A 15,813-nucleotide genomic window follows, 5' to 3' on the forward strand; every position below is an offset into this window, starting at 1 on the left:
CGCTTTGAGCCGTGCTGATCCCCGTCGACGCCGACGTCGACAGCGAGGTCACCGTGCTATTCGTCGCGCTCAGGCCCGTCGACAACGACGTCACTCCGCTTTGAGCCGTGCTGATCCCCGTCGACGCCGACGTCGACAGCGAGGTCACCGTGCTATTCGTCGCGCTCAGGCCCGTCGACAACGACGTCACTCCGCTTTGAGCCGTGCTGATCCCCGTCGACGCTGACGTCGAAAGCGAGGCCACGGAACTATTCGTCGAGCTCAGCCCCGTCGACAATGACGTCACTCCGCTTTGAGCCGTGCTGATCCCCGTCGACGCTGACGTCGAAAGCGAGGCCACCGAGCTATTCGTCGAGCTCAGACCGGTCGACAACGAAGTGACGCCACTTTGCGCGGTGCTGATCCCGGTGGAAGCCGACGTCGACAGCGACGCGACCGAGCTATTCGTCGAACTCAGGCCCGTCGACAACGACGTCACTCCGCTTTGAGCCGTGCTGATCCCCGTCGAGGCCGACGTCGACAGCGAGGTCACCGTGCTATTCGTCGCGCTCAGGCCCGTCGACAACGACGTCACGCCGCTTTGAGCCGTGCTGATCCCCGTCGAGGCCGACGTCGACAGCGAGGTCACCGTGCTTTTGGTCGAACTCAGACTTGTCGACAACGAAGTGACGCCGCTTTGCGCGGTGCTGATCCCGGTGGAGGTTGACGTCGACAGCGAAGTCACGGAACTGTTGGTTGAACTGAGTCCCGTCGAGAGCGACGCAATTGAACTGCTTGCTGATACAGCACCGGCAGCTGCTGTAGACAGGCTTGTCACGCTCGACGCGACGGCAGTAATCGCTTGGTTCGTCGCATAAAGCTCCGATCCGTTAATCGCATCAGTGCTAGTTGACGATATCTGCCCTGCATTAACATTGGTGATGGTTCTTTCGGCACCAGGGGCACCTACGCTAACTACCGCGTTGCCGCCGCCCCCGGCAAAAGTATATAGGATACCGTTAATTGTTGTCCCGATCGGTGCAGTAACCAAAGCATCGGCTATCGACCCATTACCTAAAGCCACGGAGTTTATAGCTGCAGCGGTGGCCCCATAACCAATTGCCGTGCCACCGTCAACTGTCGAAACAGCATGCCCGCCAATTGCCGTGGCGTGCGTTTGGGCGGCGGTCGCGAACGCGCCAAGTGCGGTCGCATATAGATTCGAAGCGGTAGCGGCCCAACCAATGGCAACCGCCGGCCCCATGGTCCCAAACACGTTCGAACCTGAATTCGCTGCCGCAGCTGAACCAATTGCAATGTCCCCAGCAGTCGATGCATTCGTGATCCCGCTATTGCCACCAATTGCGATCGCACCTGTTTGAGTGGCCGCTCCCAAGCCCGCCGAATATTGCGCCAGAACAGTATGCGGGGACGAAATCAGCGCAAGGGCCATCAGCGCAACTACGCTTCTCTTGTTCGGCTTTCCGCGAGCCGAGTCGTTTTCAGAGGCGGCCACCCAAGCGCCAAGCGCCTCGTTCCAAATTGTCCTGTAACTCTTGTTCATTTAGATCCCCGTCGATATCGAGCCGCAGCTTCCGCCAATCGACCCTTTCACATAAATCTGACAAATTAAAAAATGTCGACCTTTCAACGGCGAGCTAAATGCCAAACCAACCCACCGGCTAGCGACGATTCTCCAATTGACCGTTCCAGTCAGGGCTGAACAATTTTCACGAAAATGCACCAATCCGGTGAATATGTGTCAAGGTTCGTCAGATCGAATATCGCCTGCCGTTTAATTTATTGGCGCTCGATGGCAACAAACGACCGCTCCAAAATGACTGACCATACGTCACGCCAACCCCGCCTTTTCTCCGGGTGGCAGTAGTTCTGTCTGATGTTTTCAAATTTTTTTCGCGTCCACGAAGCCCGCAAAAATTCAAAAAGCACGGCACGGCGAAGCGTGACAATATTTCAGAAAGACAGACATCCATGGACGAACATCTGATCGCACGGAGTAGTCAATGAGCGAGTATGCGCACCTGCTATATCCGGCCGCACTGATAGCAGTGGCGTCCGGGTGAATTTAGAGAATGCCTCGCCACCTCTCGCCATTGCTTGAGGAAGCGTCAGCCGTGTAGATAATTTGCTTCCACCTTTCTAGGACACGTCAATGCAGACCTATCAAAATTATCTCGATTTGAAGAAGCGGCTCGATCACGAACTTGAGATTGAGAAATTGAAAATGATTGACGCCGTGATATCAGAGATCAGGATGTGCGTGAAATTGTTCAACTTGACCGCACGCGACGTATTCCCCCCTGAACATCAACGCCAGCGAAAAAGAAGGGCCAAATACTACGATCCGGTGTCCGGATGCACGTGGTCAGGAGTCGGTCGCGAGCCGCACTGGATTAAAGGGAAAAACCGGAAAGAATTTTTGCTGAGCCCGGTCGCGCACGATGAGACTCAGAGAAGCCTCCGCTCCGGTGAGCCATTGTCGCCCCTTCAAATGGGTCGCGATCACACGTTACTAGATTAGCATTTCAGAAATGCACTTGATCCTGAAACACATCAGATTAACTCAGAATCAGAACCACACCTCAACCGAAGGTGGTTGATTTTCACCACACAAAGGTGAAATATTCGCTTCACACGAACGATATATGAAGATTTTGTTTTTGGACGAGCGAGCAGTATATGGTGATCTCGCGCGCCTCCTCTGTCAGCAACGCGAAAATGATGTGGTCGCCGTCAAGAACGGCGCCCAGGCTGTGCGCGCCCTTCAACAAGCGATGTTCGATCTCGTTATCTTGGAATTGACTGTGCCGGCCATGCCGGGGCTCGACCTCATCCGCTGGGTTCGGCATAACCTCGGCAAGCAAATTCCCGTCTTGGCTTTGTCCGGCGTATTGTCGGACTGTTCCACCGCGGATGTACTCAACGCTGGCGCAGATGACTGGATCCGCATGCCGATGAGCAAAGAAGATTTTATCGCCAGAGTGAATGCTGTAATCCGACGCACGAACATCTCTGAAGAATCAGATGACTCCGTCTTGGTCGGAAATTACCTGGTTCCACGCGGCGGTCGAAATATCTTCGTCAACAACGAGCCAGTTAAAGTGACAAGGAAGGAGTTCGAGATCGCCGCCACGCTTTTCAGAAATGTCGGGCGGGTCGTTCCCCGCGACCACCTGATAACGTTTGTCTGGGGAGACGCAGGCGACACGTCCTCGCGATCTCTTGACACCCATATCTATCGCGTGAAAAACAAGCTGCGACTCAATGGGGAGCATGGCCTCCGGCTGCAGTCGGTATACACCTTCGGATATAGACTCGAGAAGGTTTAAGCAGCACGCCCAGTCATAAGCCCGCTGCATCGTCTACTTTCCGGGCTGTGCATGGCGGAATGCGGCGCTCGTTGGCGGACGGAGCCGCCGGACACTGCGATCGATGCAACTATTGGAAGGTCCTGTCTTCCGTGGCGACCTGAGCCCGGCGTGTCACGTCACGCAAAAGGATGAAGAGTATCGTCGCCCCAATAAGATCGAAGGCTCCAAATGCTCCAAAGAAAAGCCCATATCCAAACCGGTCGGCAGTCGAACCCAACAGCAACGAAAATCCAAGACCTCCAATCGAGGCCACCATACCGGCCAGTCCCGCTGCAGTACCTACCTCATCCGGTTCGAAGACGTCTGCACACAGCGTATTGAGAAGTACGGAGATCATCTGATGTGCAAAACCACCCATGCAGAACAGAACGATTGCTTGAAGCGGCGTAGCGACTAGCCCAATACACGCGGGCCCGAACATCAAAACGGCTCCGAGCGCTACGCCGGCGACGCGCGATCCGATTAGCCGCACGTGAAAGCGGTTGATCAGGAAAGGCGACAAGTATCCGCCGAAAAGGCCACCCAGGTCGGCTGCGAGAAAGGGTAGCCATGCAAACAGTGCAATCTGCTTCAGGTCCATGTGCCGTTCCGTTGCCAGATACAGCGGCACCCAGAAAATCAGGGTCTGCCAGACGGGCTCGGCAAAGAAGCGCGCCTGGGCTATTGCCCAAAAACGGCGCATTCCAAGCACCTTCCATATGCGCCGGATTCCTTCATGCCACTCGGTGCGGACTGACATTCGCTTACCGGGAGGCTCGACGTGTTTCGTCTTGGCCAGCCCCTGGTATTGCCCTGGCGAGCGGTAGACAAAATACCAAATTGCCGACCATACGAAACCCAGCGCGCCGGTAATGGTGAACGCGCTTTGCCAGCCATACTCGCGAGACAGGAACACGACGACCAGCGGTGCAAAAAGTGAGCCGAGTGATGTGCCAGCGTTGAAATAACCGACCGCAACCGATTTTTCGTGATCTGGAAACCATTCGGCAACGATTTTCATCCCGGCGGGAATCGCGACAGCATCGGCGGCGCCTTTTACCGCACGCAGTGCAGCCAGCGATAGCCATCCACCGGCCACGCCGTGCAAGATACCCGCAAATGACGAGATGCCTACGAATATGGCAACGCCAATCCGCAAGCCGATCAAGTCTATGACCAGCCCGCATATCGGTTGCATGACTAAATAGCCCGCCTGAAATGCACCGACCACGTATGCGTATTGCTGCGTACTCATGTTCAAAATGAACTTGAGTTCCGGCGCCATCACCCCAAGCGCGTTGCGGGACAGATAATCGATGATGGTACCGAGGCAGCCGAGCGCCACGACCCACCAGCGCAGGCTGTAGGCTTGTTTCATAAATTTTCCGTACAGGCGGCCTACGGGGCGGAAGGTGTGTCGTTCCCGACCGGGAGCAGGATTTCGACGTGATATCTCGCCGTGGCGATCATCGGCTTCCTTTGATCAACTGGGATGGTGACGCAGCCCATCGGCGTTTGAAAGCGGTCGAGAAATGGCTCATATTGTTGAATCCGCATGCCAGCGCTACGTCGGTTACGCTCCCGTGCCCCTGAAGCAACAGATTCTTCGCACGCTCGAGGCGAGCTTCCATCACATATTGATGTGGTGGTAAACCGGTGTACTTTCCGAACAGGCGCATGAAACCATACAAATTTGACTCGAAGCCCGCGGCACTAGCGATCTCTCGGACTCGAAGCGTTGAATCCAGCCCAGCGTGAATGAATTGCAATGCCCGGTCCATAATCGCATCTGCGAGCCCCATGTTGCACTCCCATGTGGTATTTCGGGCCAGCGCCGTGAAGCGGTAAAGCGCCGAGAGCGCCAACCACTCGGCATGTTCGACGCCAGTAGGCGTGCCCGATGACGCGTCCCGCACGATCTCGTCAATGAGTTGCACCAGTATGCGATCGTGGATACCCGCAAACCACCCATGGAGCGGGATCGGCATCCGGCCGGAGGTACCCTGAAGCCAATCGATATTGATAATGAGATGGCTTTGCTCGAGGTTGACGCCCCATCGATAATTCAACGCCGCATTAGGTGGACCATACGCCACACTGCTATCTGAAGCATCGGCGTGCTGCCAGCGGCCGAATCGATTGAGGCTTTCAACCCGCTCGTGGGGCTTTCGATACAAGCAAAGAAGCAGGTTCGATTCGAATCGCAAATCCCGTACTTCTCCCTCTTCGCGGATCTGATAGTTATGCACTTGAATCCCGTCCCACGGTGACACCACTGGTGCGGGTTTCCATGTATCTGGTAGCGCTGTCAGGATGCGACCCTCTGAGGGAGAGGCGTTGGAACACGGAAACTGCGTGGCCGGATTGGCGTCCATGATCGGATCAAAAGTGGCATGCAATGTTGTAATAATTGGAACATGTTTCGACCGCAAAGGCGAGTATCGATTCGCAGTGCGAAGGCCTGGCCTCGAGGGAAGCGAGGATCGACAGGGATTCGCAGTAGTTTGGTCAGCAGCAACGCATGAAATGCATCCCGGACTGCAGCCTCTTGCCAGTCCCGCGGCAGCAGCCAGCAACTCACGCACGAGCCACATCCCATTTTGGCAGGAAGATCGCGCCAGCGAATGCAGGTCTTCAGCACGAACAGAATGCCCGTCGGCGCCGCGCGATTCAGCACGGGCTTGCGACGCGGATACTTGAACCGACGGGGGCTTGGCCGGTGCTAGAAGTGGCTCGATCAGTTTCCACAACGCGTCGTCAATGATCCGTCTGCCCATCTCCTTGATCCGGCTGTCGCGACGGCTCAGGGCTAACAGGTCGAGAGAAACGTTGACAGTAGCTACGCGTCGACGTTGCAGCCAAGGCAACACCGTGGTTCGCGAATGCGCCTTCCGGCGCGAATCGCCACAAGATACCGTGGATACCGTTGTACTGAACTCTCACCCTTCAACGGAGCAACGTCATGCGACCGAGGATTTTTTTGTCCGCGATTCTATTCACCTCAACGGCATTGGCGTTCATCCCGGCGACAGCCAGCGCGGAGCCGTTCACGATCACGGTCGATGGCCTCCATCGCGGGCACTTTACGAACGAACACGTGTACGGAGGGTTTGGCTGTCACGGTCAGAACGTTTCGCCGCGCATTTCGTGGGCTCACGTTCCGCGCGGCACGAAGAGCATCGTCGTGACGATCTTCGACCCCGATGCGCCGACCGGGGGGCTTGGCTGGACCCACTGGGAGATCGTCAATATTCCACCTTCGGAGTCGTCGATCGAAAAAGGCGCGTCCGGCAATCCGAAGCTCATGCCGAGCGGCGCTGTCGAGACATTGACGGATTTTGGCGAATCCAGATACGGTGGGCCCTGCCCGCCTCAGGGTGCATCGCATCGATATGTCGTGACGGCATCCGCCCTGAACGTGGAAAAAATCGACGTGGCACCGGCGGCAAGTCCCGCCGTCGTCGCTTATCAGATGCACGGGAAAATCATCGCTCAGGCAAAGTACGTCGCCCGATATCATCGCGCCTCCACTACCGATTGACGGTTGCGATTACGCCAACGACATTCCACCACGTTGAGGTTGCCGCCGCACCCGACGGCACCACGTAACACCATGCGGCATCAACCAACGCCCCGGACCGACGACTCCCTCCGCCCAGCGCATTCGTGCCGATAGGCCGCTATTCGTCACTCGACATCCCATTCCCGCCGTCGAACCGCGTGACGCCCGGCAGTGCGCGCAGCTTGTCGCAGATCGCCTTGTATTCGCCTTCCGACACCCGCGCGAGCGCGATGCGCACCTCGTCCTGCTCGCCCGTGTCGTCGACACGCTGCACGATGAACTGCTTCACGCGCGCACTGTCGGGGCCGAGCGCCGCGTGCAGCGAATCGAACGTCAGCGTGCCGCTCGCCACCGTCAACGCGAGCTGGCGCCGCTGCCGCACCGTGAAATAGCGCCGCTCCAGCGGCTTGATGCCGGCCAGGATGATCAAAATGATGATCGTCGCGGAAATCGCCGCGACATAGAGCCCGCCGCCCACGGCGAGCCCGATCGCGGCGACCGACCACAGGCTCGCGGCCGTCGTCAGCCCGCGTACGATCTCGCCGCGCAGCAGGATCGAGCCCGCGCCGAGGAAGCCGATGCCCGACACGACCTGCGCGGCGATCCGCGACGGATCGAGCACGATGTGGTCGCTGGTGCCGAGCACGTCGGCGAAACCGAACGCCGACACGATCATGATCAGCGTCGAGCCGACACACACCAGCATGTGCGTGCGCAGGCCGGCGGCCCACGACAGGCGCTCGCGCTCGACGCCGATGACGCTGCCGAGCGCCGCCGCGAGAACGAGCCGCATCACGAGTTCCAGGTTGCTGAGCATTCGATTTATCTCCTTTTTTTGGTGCCGCCCGCGCGGAATGTTTTATCCTTGGCCCCGGCCGCGCCGATTCTCCGGGCCGCGCCGACACGTTTCGATCCAAGCGCTCAAAACCCCGCCATGTCCGTTTCCGACTTCGCTTCCGCCCAGGCCGCCCAACTGCGCCACCATTTCGCGCACGTCGTCTTGCCGATCTGGCGGGGTTCAGGGTTCGACCCGGCATTGCAACTGCCGTTCGAGGCCATCGATCCCGCCACCCATGCGCCGCTGCCCGCGACCCGTTATCGCGCAATGGCGTGCGCGAGGCAACTGTTCGTGTTCGCGCAAGCCGGCGATACCGCACACGCGGCCACGCTGTTCGACGCGCTGTGCCGGCACTTTCGCGACCCGCGGCACGGCGGCTGGATCTACAGCGTCGATGCGCGCGGCGCGCCGCTCGATACGACCAAGGACCTCTATACGCACGCATTCATCGTATTTGCGTGCGCCGCGTGGCATGCGGCGTCGGGCGACGCCGCCGCGCGTACGGTCGCAGAAGAAACGGCCGCACTGATCCAGGACCGCTTCGCGCCGCGCCACGGCGACGCGTTGCTCGATGCCGCACGGCACGCCGATTTCTCGTCATCCGGCAGCGGCGCGCTGCAGAATCCGCTGATGCACCTGACCGAAGCGTGGCTTGCTGCCGCCGATGCGTTCGGCGACACCGCGTTCGACGATGCGCTCGCGCGCACCGCGCAGGCCGTCGAGCGCACGTTCGTCGATCCGGCAACGGGCTGCGTGGCCGAGCTGCCGCTCGGGGCGGCCGACAACCGTTTCGAGCCCGGCCATCAGTTCGAGTGGTTCTATCTGGTCGACGCGGCCGGTGCGCGGCTCGCGCAGACCGGGCTCCGCGCCGCGCTGTCGCGCGCGTTCGCGTTCGCCGAGCAATACGGCGTCGATCCGCAGACGGGCGGCGTGTGCGCGGCGCTCGACGCGCAAGGCGCGTGCATCGACGGCACGCAGCGGATCTGGGCGCAGACCGAATACCTGCGCGCGCTCGCGACGCACGGCGGCACGCCGGCCTCCGCGCCGCTCGCGCGTCAGATCGAACGGTTCGCCGCGCGCTTCCTGCATCCGCGCGGCTGGTTCGAGTGCAAGACGGCGGACGGTCAGGTATCGCGCGCGGACATGCCGTCGACGACGCCCTACCACCTCGCGACCGCCTACGCGGCGCTGCCGGCCGGTTCGTAACCCGTCGCGGCAAACGACGGCGCCGCACGATCGCCGCGTGCGGCGCGTCCGTCGCCCAGTTCGAACACCGACACCGCCTGCATCAGGTGCGCGGTCTGGTCGTTCAGCGACGCGGCCGCCGCCGCGACTTGCTCGACCAGCGCGGCGTTCTGCTGCGTGAGCTGATCCATCTGCGTGACGGCCTGGTTCACCTGCTCGATCCCGACGCTCTGCTCGACCGACGCCGCCGTGATCTCCGACATCGTCTGCACGACCCGCGTGATCGACGCCGACACCGTGCGCATCGCGTCACCGGCGCGCTCGACGAGCTCCGCGCCGCCGTTGATCTGCGCGACCGAATCCTCGATCAGCGCCTTGATTTCCTTCGCCGATTGCGCGCTGCGCTGCGCGAGCGAGCGCACTTCGCCCGCGACCACCGCGAAGCCGCGCCCCTGTTCGCCGGCCCGCGCGGCCTCGACCGCCGCGTTCAGCGCAAGGATGTTGGTCTGGAACGCGATGCCGTCGATCACCGAGATGATCTCCGCGATCCGCCCCGAGCTCTGCGCGATGCCGCGCATCCGGTCGATCACGCTGTCGACCACGCCGCCGCCGTGGCTCGTCGCTTCGAGCGCCGCGTCGGCCAGCGCGCTCGCCGCGCGGGCGCTGTCGGTGTTCTGCCGGACGGTCGCGGTCAGTTCCTCCATGCTCGCGGCGGTTTCCTCGAGCGACGCGGCCTGCGTGCCCGTGCGCGCCGACAGGTCGGCGTTGCCGCCGGCGATTTCGCCCGCGCCGAGATGGATCGCGTCGGACGCTTGGCGCACCGTGCGCACGGTGCCCGCGATGCTCGTCTGCATCGCGGCGAGGCCGCGCAGCATCCGGTCGATCTCGAATACGCCGCCCGCCTGCACGGCTTCGTCGAGACGGCCCTGCGCGATCCGCTCGAAATGGCGGCCGGCCTGCTCCAGCGGCGCGACGACCGCGCGCCGCGCGGCCGCGTAAATCGCCGCGCTCGCCGCGAGCATCGCCACCAGCAGCACGATGCCGACCGACTTGAACCACAGCATGCCGCCGTCGATGGTGTCGAGCGCCGCGCGGCTCGACGTGCCGCCATAGTCGGTGAAGCGATGCAGTTCGGCGATGTACGCGTCCTGGAAGCCCTGGGTCGGCTGGTCGAGGAACGCCTGGATGTTGTCGGCGTCGAGGAACTGCACGAGTTCGCCCAACGCGCCGCGCAGCGCGCGATAACGCTCGGTGAGCGCCGCGACGCGCGTGCGGTTGGTCTCGTCGACCGGCTGCGCGGCCGTCAGCACCGCGAACGCCTTGTCTGCTTCCGCGAGCGATGCGCCGGCGTGGCGGATGATGTCTTCGGGCTTCGGGCCGCCGCGCACCATCCGCGTGCCGGCGCGCGACAGGTTGATGCGCGCGTCGAGCAGCTGCTCGGTCGCCCGGCTGGCCGCGTCGACCTGCGCGATCGCGACGTTCGACAGATCGTCGACGCCGCTGCGCGTCGACGCGAGCGTCCAGAAACCGAGCGCTTCGATCGCGAACAGGAAGAGACAGAACACGGTCAACACGCCGAGCAGACCCGACGCGAGCTTGATTTTTCCGAACATGGGGGGATTCCTGGAAAGCGGACGATGAGGCAATGCCCCGGCATTAGCGGCATTTCTTCGTCGGACTTTAGGCGGAACGGCCGGAAACGCGGGCCAATCGCGCGCTTCGCTCGCGCATTCGCGTCGAATCGCCCGCAAACGCGGAGATCTTCGGTATTCGACGCAATAATCGCGTCGCATCGCACCGGGATTTGCACGAAATGCGGACGAATTTCCTTGCTTATCCGGAACCCCCTTCCTAGAGTTCAGCGCAAGCGGGCACTCATTTCGAAGGAAATTCGATGACCGACATCACGGACCACGCGCGCGGCGCATTGCGCGCGCAGCCGTTCAGCATGCTGCTGGGCACGGAGCTGATGCATATCGGCGACAACGAAGTGTCGCTGTGTCTGCCCGTGCGCGAGGAATTGCGGCAGCAGCACGGTTTCGTGCACGGCGGCGTCATCAGCTATCTCGCGGACAACGCGCTGACCTTCGCCGGCGCGCTCGTGCTCGGCCCGCGCGTGATCACCGCCGAATACAAGATCAACTACCTGCGGCCGGCCGTGAACGGTACGCTCGTCGCCCGCGCGAAGCTCGTCTACGCGGGCCGGCACCAGGCGACCTGCCAGTGCCACGTGTTCGTCATCGACGGCGATCACGAGCGGCTCGTCGCGATCGCGCAAGGCACGATCAATCGGGTCGGCGACGGCAAGATGCCGGATGCGCCGGTGGAAACGGCGTGAGAACGGCCTGAGCAACCGGCGGGCAATATCGCGGCCGGCTGGCCCCTGAGTCGCGCCGCTAGGCCGCGTCATCCCCCGCCAACGGCGAAAACCGCGGCGCCACCTTCGCCCACACGTTCCCGTGCTCATCCGTCCGATAGATCCCGCGCGCCGCGTTGTGCGGATGCACGGCCGCGTCGGCCACGCTCAGCACCGGCGCGAAACACGCGTCGGTGCCTTCGAGCAGCGCGCGCCAGTGCGCGGACGGCCGCTGCGCGAACACCTCCGCGAAACGCGCCTTCAGCGCGGGCCAGCGCGCCCGGTCGTACTGCGACGCGGGATCGACGTCGGTCAGCCCGAGCCGTTCGACCAGCAGCGCATAGAACGGCGGCTCGAGCGCGCCGATCGTCACGCATTCGCCGTCCGCGCAGCGATACACGTCGTAGAACGGCGCGTCGTGGAACAGGCTCGGCTGCGCGCCGTCGAGTTGCCCGTTCGCGCGTGCCCACAGCGCGAGCGAACCAAGCATCGACACGATGTCGACGATCGCGCCGTCGACCACGCGGCCCGGCCCGCCGCCGCGCACGTCGAGCAATGCGCAGACGATCCCGAAAGCAAGCCCGAGCGCGCCGCCCGCATCGCCGACGACGGTGGGCGGCACGCCCGGCCGGCCGTCGCGCGGTGCGGACAGCGACAGCAGCCCGGTCAGCGCGACGTAGTTCAGGTCGTGCCCGGCCGCGGCCGCGAGCGGTCCATCCTGGCCCCAGCCGGTCATGCGCCCGTAGACCAACTTCGGATGGCGGCGCGCGCAAGCGTCGGGCCCGAGGCCGAGCCGCTCCATCACGCCGGGCCGCAAGCCCTCGATCAGCGCATCGGCCTGCGCGATCAGGTCGAGCGCGGCGTCACGCCCGGCCGGCGCCTTCAGGTCGAGTTCGACGATCGTCTTGCCTTCGCGCAGCAGGTCGCCGTCGCGGGCGCGTAGCGCGTCCGGCGCGCTGGTGCGACCAGACGGGCGCGCGACCAGCGTGATGCGCGCGCCCATGCCGGCGAGCATCCAGCCCGCGAGCGGGCCGGGGCCGAGACCTTCGAATTCGACGATGTGGATGCCGGCAAGCGGTGCGTGCAATGACATGGCGACCTCGTGGGAATGCGATCGAAGCGGGGATAGGCGAGCCTTCACCGCAGGCAGGCATGTGCGCCGGATACACGTATTCTGACGTGCTTTCGCGCATCGACGACGTCCGGTTCGAATCCGTGAGGCGGCAGGCAGAACGGCAAACGAAAAGGCCGGCGAAACGTCGCCGGCCTCTGCAGTCAGGGGATGATCCAGGACCGCCCCCGATACACGCGGGCCGCCGTCGAAACGCCGGAGAGATCGATCTCGACGTAACGGCCGACAACCCGGTCGGTCACGGCAGGATCACGGCGTTTTCCATTGCCCGCCTTCGTACACTCGCCCCGTCGAATTCGTATTCGTGAGGTCGATCTCGATGCTCCGCGACCGCGCCTTCGAGAAGATCGTCGACGTCTCGATGTTCTGCTCGAACCACACGAGCACTTTCTCGATCGGCGTGAACGATGCCTCCCCGGACACCATCACGTCGGGGGCTGCGTAGATCGGCGTGCTGATGGCCTCGCCGTCCACACCCGTGCTCAGTTGGCAGATGCCCGGGTGGATGTCGCCGTAGTCGTTCTCCATGTTGATCGCGGTCGGGTCGCCGCCCGTCGACGGCGCCCCGAACTGGCCGTACTTGTCGAGGGTAACGATCTCCCCAAGGCCGATCGAGACCTTCTTGGTCGACGCCTTGACCGAAATGCCGTCCTGATAGCGGTTCGTTCCGAAGATCTGGTAGATCGGCGTCCACGAGAACTCGTTGTCCTCGAGATACTCGAACGATGCGCGCCAGACCACGTTGTACGCCGCGTCTCCGACCTTCTTGGCGAAGCACAGGTTGTAGCGGGCCTGCTTGAGCGTCGCGAAGTCCTTCTTGCCGATTCCGATATCGACCGTCTTCGTCGCGGCCGCCAGCGCGTTCTGGAACGACTGGACGAGCACGCCGTATTCCTCCGCCTGGAACAGCTGCGCCTGAACCTGGAACTCCGCCACGTTCCCGGTCGGACTGAGGCTCTTGCACACGACCTTCTGGCCCTGGTCGGCATGCGAGCCCTGATACACGTAGTACGTGCTTTCGGTTCTCAGCTGGTCCTTGTTCACCCCGGTCACGGAGAACTTCTCGCCGGCCTTTTTCTTCAGCTCCCCGGTCCCCTCGGTAATGACGTCCCAGGTAACACCGACCTTCGGCCAACGGCATACTTTCAGAATGCTCATTTTCTGATCCCCTCGGATAAGCTCGCTGAAAATAAATCTCTTGCACGCGGCGAGCATCGCGCACAAAAACCAAAAGGCACCTCTTTATTGGTGAATTGAACAATTTCAAATTCGAAAATTATCGACGACTCAATTCATCGAATCGAATGTGCAGCGCATGGACCCAGATTAGGATTCGCCGGACAAATTGGCCATGCCACACTTCGCGTATTGACTGGCGATCCAGGCGACCAGTTGACGCGTCGATTTGCAGCCGCATTTATCGAGTAAATGCTCGCGATGCTTGTCGACGGTACGGGGACTGACTTGAAGCACGCGTGCGATCTGCTTGCTGCCGTGCCCCTGGCACAGCAGCCGCAGCACCCGGGATTCGGCCGGGCTCAGGCGGATACCGCCCAGGTCGAGTCGCTCGAGCCATCCGGGCTCGTCCGGCAGGTCGCCGGCAGGCAATGCGATGACGGATCGGACACCCGTCTTTCGCTTGATGCGGCTTACGTGGCGTCGCGCGGTATCGAGTCCGATTCCGAGGTGAACGGCAATGGCCTTGTTGCTGAATCCGAGACGCAGCAGATCCACGACTTCTTTCTCTCGCGGCGTGAGAGCAGGATCCGAATCCATCGGCCCGGTCGTCTTGTTTTCGCCGCCGGGTAGGTGTGGTCAGTTGAATGCGATGCTGTCGGCTGCGGGTGTTTATGATCGAAATTTCCGGCAGGAGCGTCGCTTATATCACGTTTCAATACGTGCAATTTCACTGGACATCGACCCGGGTCAATCGATATCCAAAAGAAAGAAAATTACGCCGCACATGCGGTACGTAAATTGAAATCGTTTTCCACGGTCAGGATATTTTTATCATCCAGCCGTCAACGACCGGATTTTTCTTTCGAATCGAAACATCGTGGAATATCGCGATTGCGGAGGCCGCATCGCGCGATGGCCCACCCATGGCGGACAGGCCGCCCGCTTCGCCGGCCGCGAAGCCGGCGAAGCGGGAAAATCGCTTGTCGCACGCCCCTTCCAGGGCGATGCGGTACCGATCAGAACGCATCCCCCGGCACGCGCACCCAGCCTTCCATCAATACGCGCGCGCTGCGGCTCATGATCGCCTTCGTGACGGTCCACTCGCCGTTCTCGCGCTGCGCTTCCGCGCCGACCCGCAGCGTGCCCGACGGATGGCCGAAGCGCACCGCATTGCGTTCGCCGCCGCCCGCCGCGAGATTGACGAGCGTGCCCGGGATCGCCGCGGCCGTGCCGATCGCGACCGCCGCCGTGCCCATCATCGCGTGGTGCAGCTTGCCCATCGACATCGCACGCACGAGCAGGTCGACATCGCCCGCGTTCACCCGCTTGCCGCTCGACGCGACGTAGTCGGCCGGCTTCGCGACGAACGCGATCTTCGGCGTGTGCTGGCGGGTCGCGATTTCGTCGAGCGTGTCGATCAGGCCCATCCGCAACGCGCCGTGTGCACGGATCGTCTCGAACTTCTCGAGCGCCTTCGCGTCGCCGTTGATCGCGTCCTGCAACTCGGTGCCCGTATAGCCGATCGCTTCCGCCTCGACGAAGATCGTCGGAATCCCGGCGTTGATCATCGTCGCCTTCAGCGTGCCGATGCCCGGCACGGCCAGATCGTCGACGAGGTTGCCGGTCGGGAACATCGAGCCGCCCGCGCCTTCTTCCTCGGCGGCCGGGTCCATGAACTCGAGCTGCACTTCGGCGGCCGGGAACGTGACGCCGTCCAGTTCGAAATCGCCCGTCTCCTGCACCGCGCCGTTCACGATCGGCACGTGCGCGACGATCGTCTTGCCGATGTTCGCCTGCCAGATCCGCACGGTCGCGACGCCGTCGCGCGGCACGCGCGCCGGATCGACCAGCCCGCCGGCGATCGCAAACGGGCCGACCGCCGCCGACAGGTTGCCGCAGTTGCCGGTCCAGTCGACGAATGCACGGTCGATCGCGACCTGACCGAACAGGTAGTCGACGTCGTGGCCCGGCCGCGTGCTCTTCGACACGATCACCGTCTTGCTGGTGGACGACGTCGCGCCGCCCATCCCGTCGATCTGCTTGCCGTACGGATCGGGGCTGCCGATCACGCGCAGCAGTAGCGCGTCGCGCGCGGCGCCCGGCGCCTGCGCGGCGTCCGGCAGATCCTGCAGCCGGAAGAACACGCCCTTGCTGGTGCCGCCGCGCATGTACGTGGCGGGAATCCTGATTTGAGGAATGTGAGCCATGTCT

16 protein-coding genes and 2 pseudogenes are annotated in these 15,813 nt (G+C 62.3%); 7 read left to right on the top strand and 11 right to left on the bottom strand.

What is annotated here, in order from left to right:
* The first annotated feature begins 299 nt into the window (after positions 1-299).
* Both LGM42_RS33190 and LGM42_RS33195 read left to right on the top strand, forming a co-directional pair.
* The gene (locus LGM42_RS33190; protein WP_319001448.1) at positions 300-488 is read left to right on the top strand and encodes a hypothetical protein; all 189 of its coding nucleotides are present in this window, start codon (positions 300-302) and stop codon (positions 486-488) included.
* Positions 489-587: 99 nt separating this feature from the next.
* A complete protein-coding gene (locus LGM42_RS33195) occupies positions 588-857 on the top strand; it encodes a hypothetical protein (RefSeq protein ID WP_060317912.1) in 270 nt (89 codons plus the stop codon).
* A 620-nt stretch (positions 858-1,477) separates the two neighbouring features.
* Here LGM42_RS33195 and LGM42_RS33325 read toward each other — a convergent pair.
* A pseudogene (locus LGM42_RS33325) lies at positions 1,478-1,543 on the bottom strand (ESPR domain-containing protein); the annotation flags it as partial.
* A 609-nt stretch (positions 1,544-2,152) separates the two neighbouring features.
* Here LGM42_RS33325 and LGM42_RS09015 point away from each other — a divergent pair.
* Both LGM42_RS09015 and LGM42_RS09020 read left to right on the top strand, forming a co-directional pair.
* On the top strand, positions 2,153-2,521 hold the full coding sequence (locus tag LGM42_RS09015) for an H-NS family nucleoid-associated regulatory protein (protein ID WP_081083370.1): 369 nt from the start codon (positions 2,153-2,155) through the stop codon (positions 2,519-2,521).
* 124 nt (positions 2,522-2,645) lie between these two features.
* Positions 2,646-3,329: a response regulator transcription factor gene (locus tag LGM42_RS09020; protein ID WP_060317909.1), complete on the top strand. Its 684-nt coding sequence runs from the start codon at positions 2,646-2,648 to the stop codon at positions 3,327-3,329.
* A 109-nt stretch (positions 3,330-3,438) separates the two neighbouring features.
* Here LGM42_RS09020 and LGM42_RS09025 read toward each other — a convergent pair whose 3' ends face one another.
* The 3 genes and pseudogenes from LGM42_RS09025 to LGM42_RS09035 all read right to left on the bottom strand — a co-directional run.
* Positions 3,439-4,728, bottom strand: coding sequence for an MFS transporter (locus tag LGM42_RS09025; RefSeq protein WP_226232047.1), 1,290 nt, complete (start codon positions 4,726-4,728; stop codon positions 3,439-3,441).
* An 88-nt stretch (positions 4,729-4,816) separates the two neighbouring features.
* The gene (locus LGM42_RS09030) at positions 4,817-5,725 is read right to left on the bottom strand and encodes a helix-turn-helix transcriptional regulator (RefSeq protein WP_226232048.1); all 909 of its coding nucleotides are present in this window, start codon (positions 5,723-5,725) and stop codon (positions 4,817-4,819) included.
* Positions 5,726-5,850: 125 nt separating this feature from the next.
* Positions 5,851-6,127: pseudogene (locus LGM42_RS09035) on the bottom strand (transposase); the annotation flags it as partial.
* Positions 6,128-6,312: 185 nt separating this feature from the next.
* Here LGM42_RS09035 and LGM42_RS09040 point away from each other — a divergent pair.
* The gene (locus tag LGM42_RS09040) at positions 6,313-6,891 is read left to right on the top strand and encodes a YbhB/YbcL family Raf kinase inhibitor-like protein (protein WP_059581827.1); all 579 of its coding nucleotides are present in this window, start codon (positions 6,313-6,315) and stop codon (positions 6,889-6,891) included.
* Between the two features lie 139 nt (positions 6,892-7,030).
* On the opposite strand, the gene LGM42_RS09045 is transcribed toward LGM42_RS09040, so the two are convergent.
* Positions 7,031-7,729 carry an MgtC/SapB family protein gene (locus tag LGM42_RS09045; protein ID WP_226232049.1) on the bottom strand — a complete coding sequence of 233 codons (699 nt, stop codon included), beginning with the start codon at positions 7,727-7,729 and terminating at the stop codon, positions 7,031-7,033.
* A gap of 117 nt (positions 7,730-7,846) precedes the next feature.
* Here LGM42_RS09045 and LGM42_RS09050 point away from each other — a divergent pair, with 117 nt between their 5' ends.
* The gene (locus LGM42_RS09050; RefSeq protein WP_226232050.1) at positions 7,847-8,956 is read left to right on the top strand and encodes an AGE family epimerase/isomerase; all 1,110 of its coding nucleotides are present in this window, start codon (positions 7,847-7,849) and stop codon (positions 8,954-8,956) included.
* On the opposite strand, the gene LGM42_RS09055 is transcribed toward LGM42_RS09050, so the two are convergent.
* Complete coding sequence (locus LGM42_RS09055) at positions 8,929-10,548, bottom strand: methyl-accepting chemotaxis protein (RefSeq protein WP_226232051.1); 1,620 nt, start codon at positions 10,546-10,548, stop codon at positions 8,929-8,931. The two genes, LGM42_RS09050 and LGM42_RS09055, sit on opposite strands and share 28 nt — an antisense overlap.
* 281 nt (positions 10,549-10,829) lie before the next feature.
* Between LGM42_RS09055 and LGM42_RS09060 the strand changes: the two genes are divergently transcribed.
* Complete coding sequence (locus LGM42_RS09060; protein ID WP_006480333.1) at positions 10,830-11,273, top strand: PaaI family thioesterase; 444 nt, start codon at positions 10,830-10,832, stop codon at positions 11,271-11,273.
* Positions 11,274-11,331: 58 nt separating this feature from the next.
* Here the strand turns inward: LGM42_RS09060 and LGM42_RS09065 are convergent, their stop codons facing one another.
* The 5 genes from LGM42_RS09065 to prpF all read right to left on the bottom strand — a co-directional run bounded on the left by LGM42_RS09065 (position 11,332) and on the right by prpF (position 15,809).
* On the bottom strand, positions 11,332-12,384 hold the full coding sequence (locus LGM42_RS09065; RefSeq protein ID WP_226232052.1) for a CaiB/BaiF CoA transferase family protein: 1,053 nt from the start codon (positions 12,382-12,384) through the stop codon (positions 11,332-11,334).
* Between the two features lie 288 nt (positions 12,385-12,672).
* A complete protein-coding gene (locus LGM42_RS09070; protein WP_060317894.1) occupies positions 12,673-13,581 on the bottom strand; it encodes a hypothetical protein in 909 nt (302 codons plus the stop codon).
* Positions 13,582-13,749: 168 nt separating this feature from the next.
* Entirely contained in the window at positions 13,750-14,199 is a 450-nt protein-coding gene (locus LGM42_RS09075; RefSeq protein WP_081083368.1) for a response regulator transcription factor, read from the bottom strand.
* A gap of 220 nt (positions 14,200-14,419) precedes the next feature.
* Positions 14,420-14,629, bottom strand: a complete 210-nt coding sequence (locus LGM42_RS09080; protein WP_124860187.1) for a hypothetical protein — start codon at positions 14,627-14,629, stop codon at positions 14,420-14,422.
* Positions 14,619-15,809, bottom strand: coding sequence for a 2-methylaconitate cis-trans isomerase PrpF (gene prpF / locus LGM42_RS09085; protein WP_226232053.1), 1,191 nt, complete (start codon positions 15,807-15,809; stop codon positions 14,619-14,621). Before prpF ends, LGM42_RS09080 begins: the two co-directional genes overlap by 11 nt.
* Between the last annotated feature and the right edge of the window lie 4 nt (positions 15,810-15,813).

Source organism: Burkholderia sp. AU39826 (genome assembly GCF_020419965.1).
Lineage (GTDB): Bacteria > Pseudomonadota > Gammaproteobacteria > Burkholderiales > Burkholderiaceae > Burkholderia > Burkholderia semiarida.

Bases quoted from the DNA above. Each gene is read 5' to 3' on its own strand.
- LGM42_RS09015 (WP_081083370.1), top strand. From the start codon at position 2,153: ATGCAGACCTATCAAAATTATCTCGATTTGAAGAAGCGGCTCGATCAC.
- LGM42_RS09030 (WP_226232048.1), bottom strand. From the start codon at position 5,725: ATGGACGCCAATCCGGCCACGCAGTTTCCGTGTTCCAACGCCTCTCCC.
- LGM42_RS09060 (WP_006480333.1), top strand. From the start codon at position 10,830: ATGACCGACATCACGGACCACGCGCGCGGCGCATTGCGCGCGCAGCCG.
- LGM42_RS09050 (WP_226232050.1), top strand. From the start codon at position 7,847: ATGTCCGTTTCCGACTTCGCTTCCGCCCAGGCCGCCCAACTGCGCCAC.
- prpF (WP_226232053.1), bottom strand. From the start codon at position 15,809: ATGGCTCACATTCCTCAAATCAGGATTCCCGCCACGTACATGCGCGGC.
- LGM42_RS09025 (WP_226232047.1), bottom strand. From the start codon at position 4,728: ATGAAACAAGCCTACAGCCTGCGCTGGTGGGTCGTGGCGCTCGGCTGC.
- LGM42_RS09055 (WP_226232051.1), bottom strand. From the start codon at position 10,548: ATGTTCGGAAAAATCAAGCTCGCGTCGGGTCTGCTCGGCGTGTTGACC.
- LGM42_RS09040 (WP_059581827.1), top strand. From the start codon at position 6,313: ATGCGACCGAGGATTTTTTTGTCCGCGATTCTATTCACCTCAACGGCA.
- LGM42_RS09045 (WP_226232049.1), bottom strand. From the start codon at position 7,729: ATGCTCAGCAACCTGGAACTCGTGATGCGGCTCGTTCTCGCGGCGGCG.
- LGM42_RS09020 (WP_060317909.1), top strand. From the start codon at position 2,646: ATGAAGATTTTGTTTTTGGACGAGCGAGCAGTATATGGTGATCTCGCG.
- LGM42_RS09065 (WP_226232052.1), bottom strand. From the start codon at position 12,384: ATGTCATTGCACGCACCGCTTGCCGGCATCCACATCGTCGAATTCGAA.
- LGM42_RS09070 (WP_060317894.1), bottom strand. From the start codon at position 13,581: ATGAGCATTCTGAAAGTATGCCGTTGGCCGAAGGTCGGTGTTACCTGG.
- LGM42_RS09080 (WP_124860187.1), bottom strand. From the start codon at position 14,629: ATGCGTTCTGATCGGTACCGCATCGCCCTGGAAGGGGCGTGCGACAAG.
- LGM42_RS09075 (WP_081083368.1), bottom strand. From the start codon at position 14,199: ATGGATTCGGATCCTGCTCTCACGCCGCGAGAGAAAGAAGTCGTGGAT.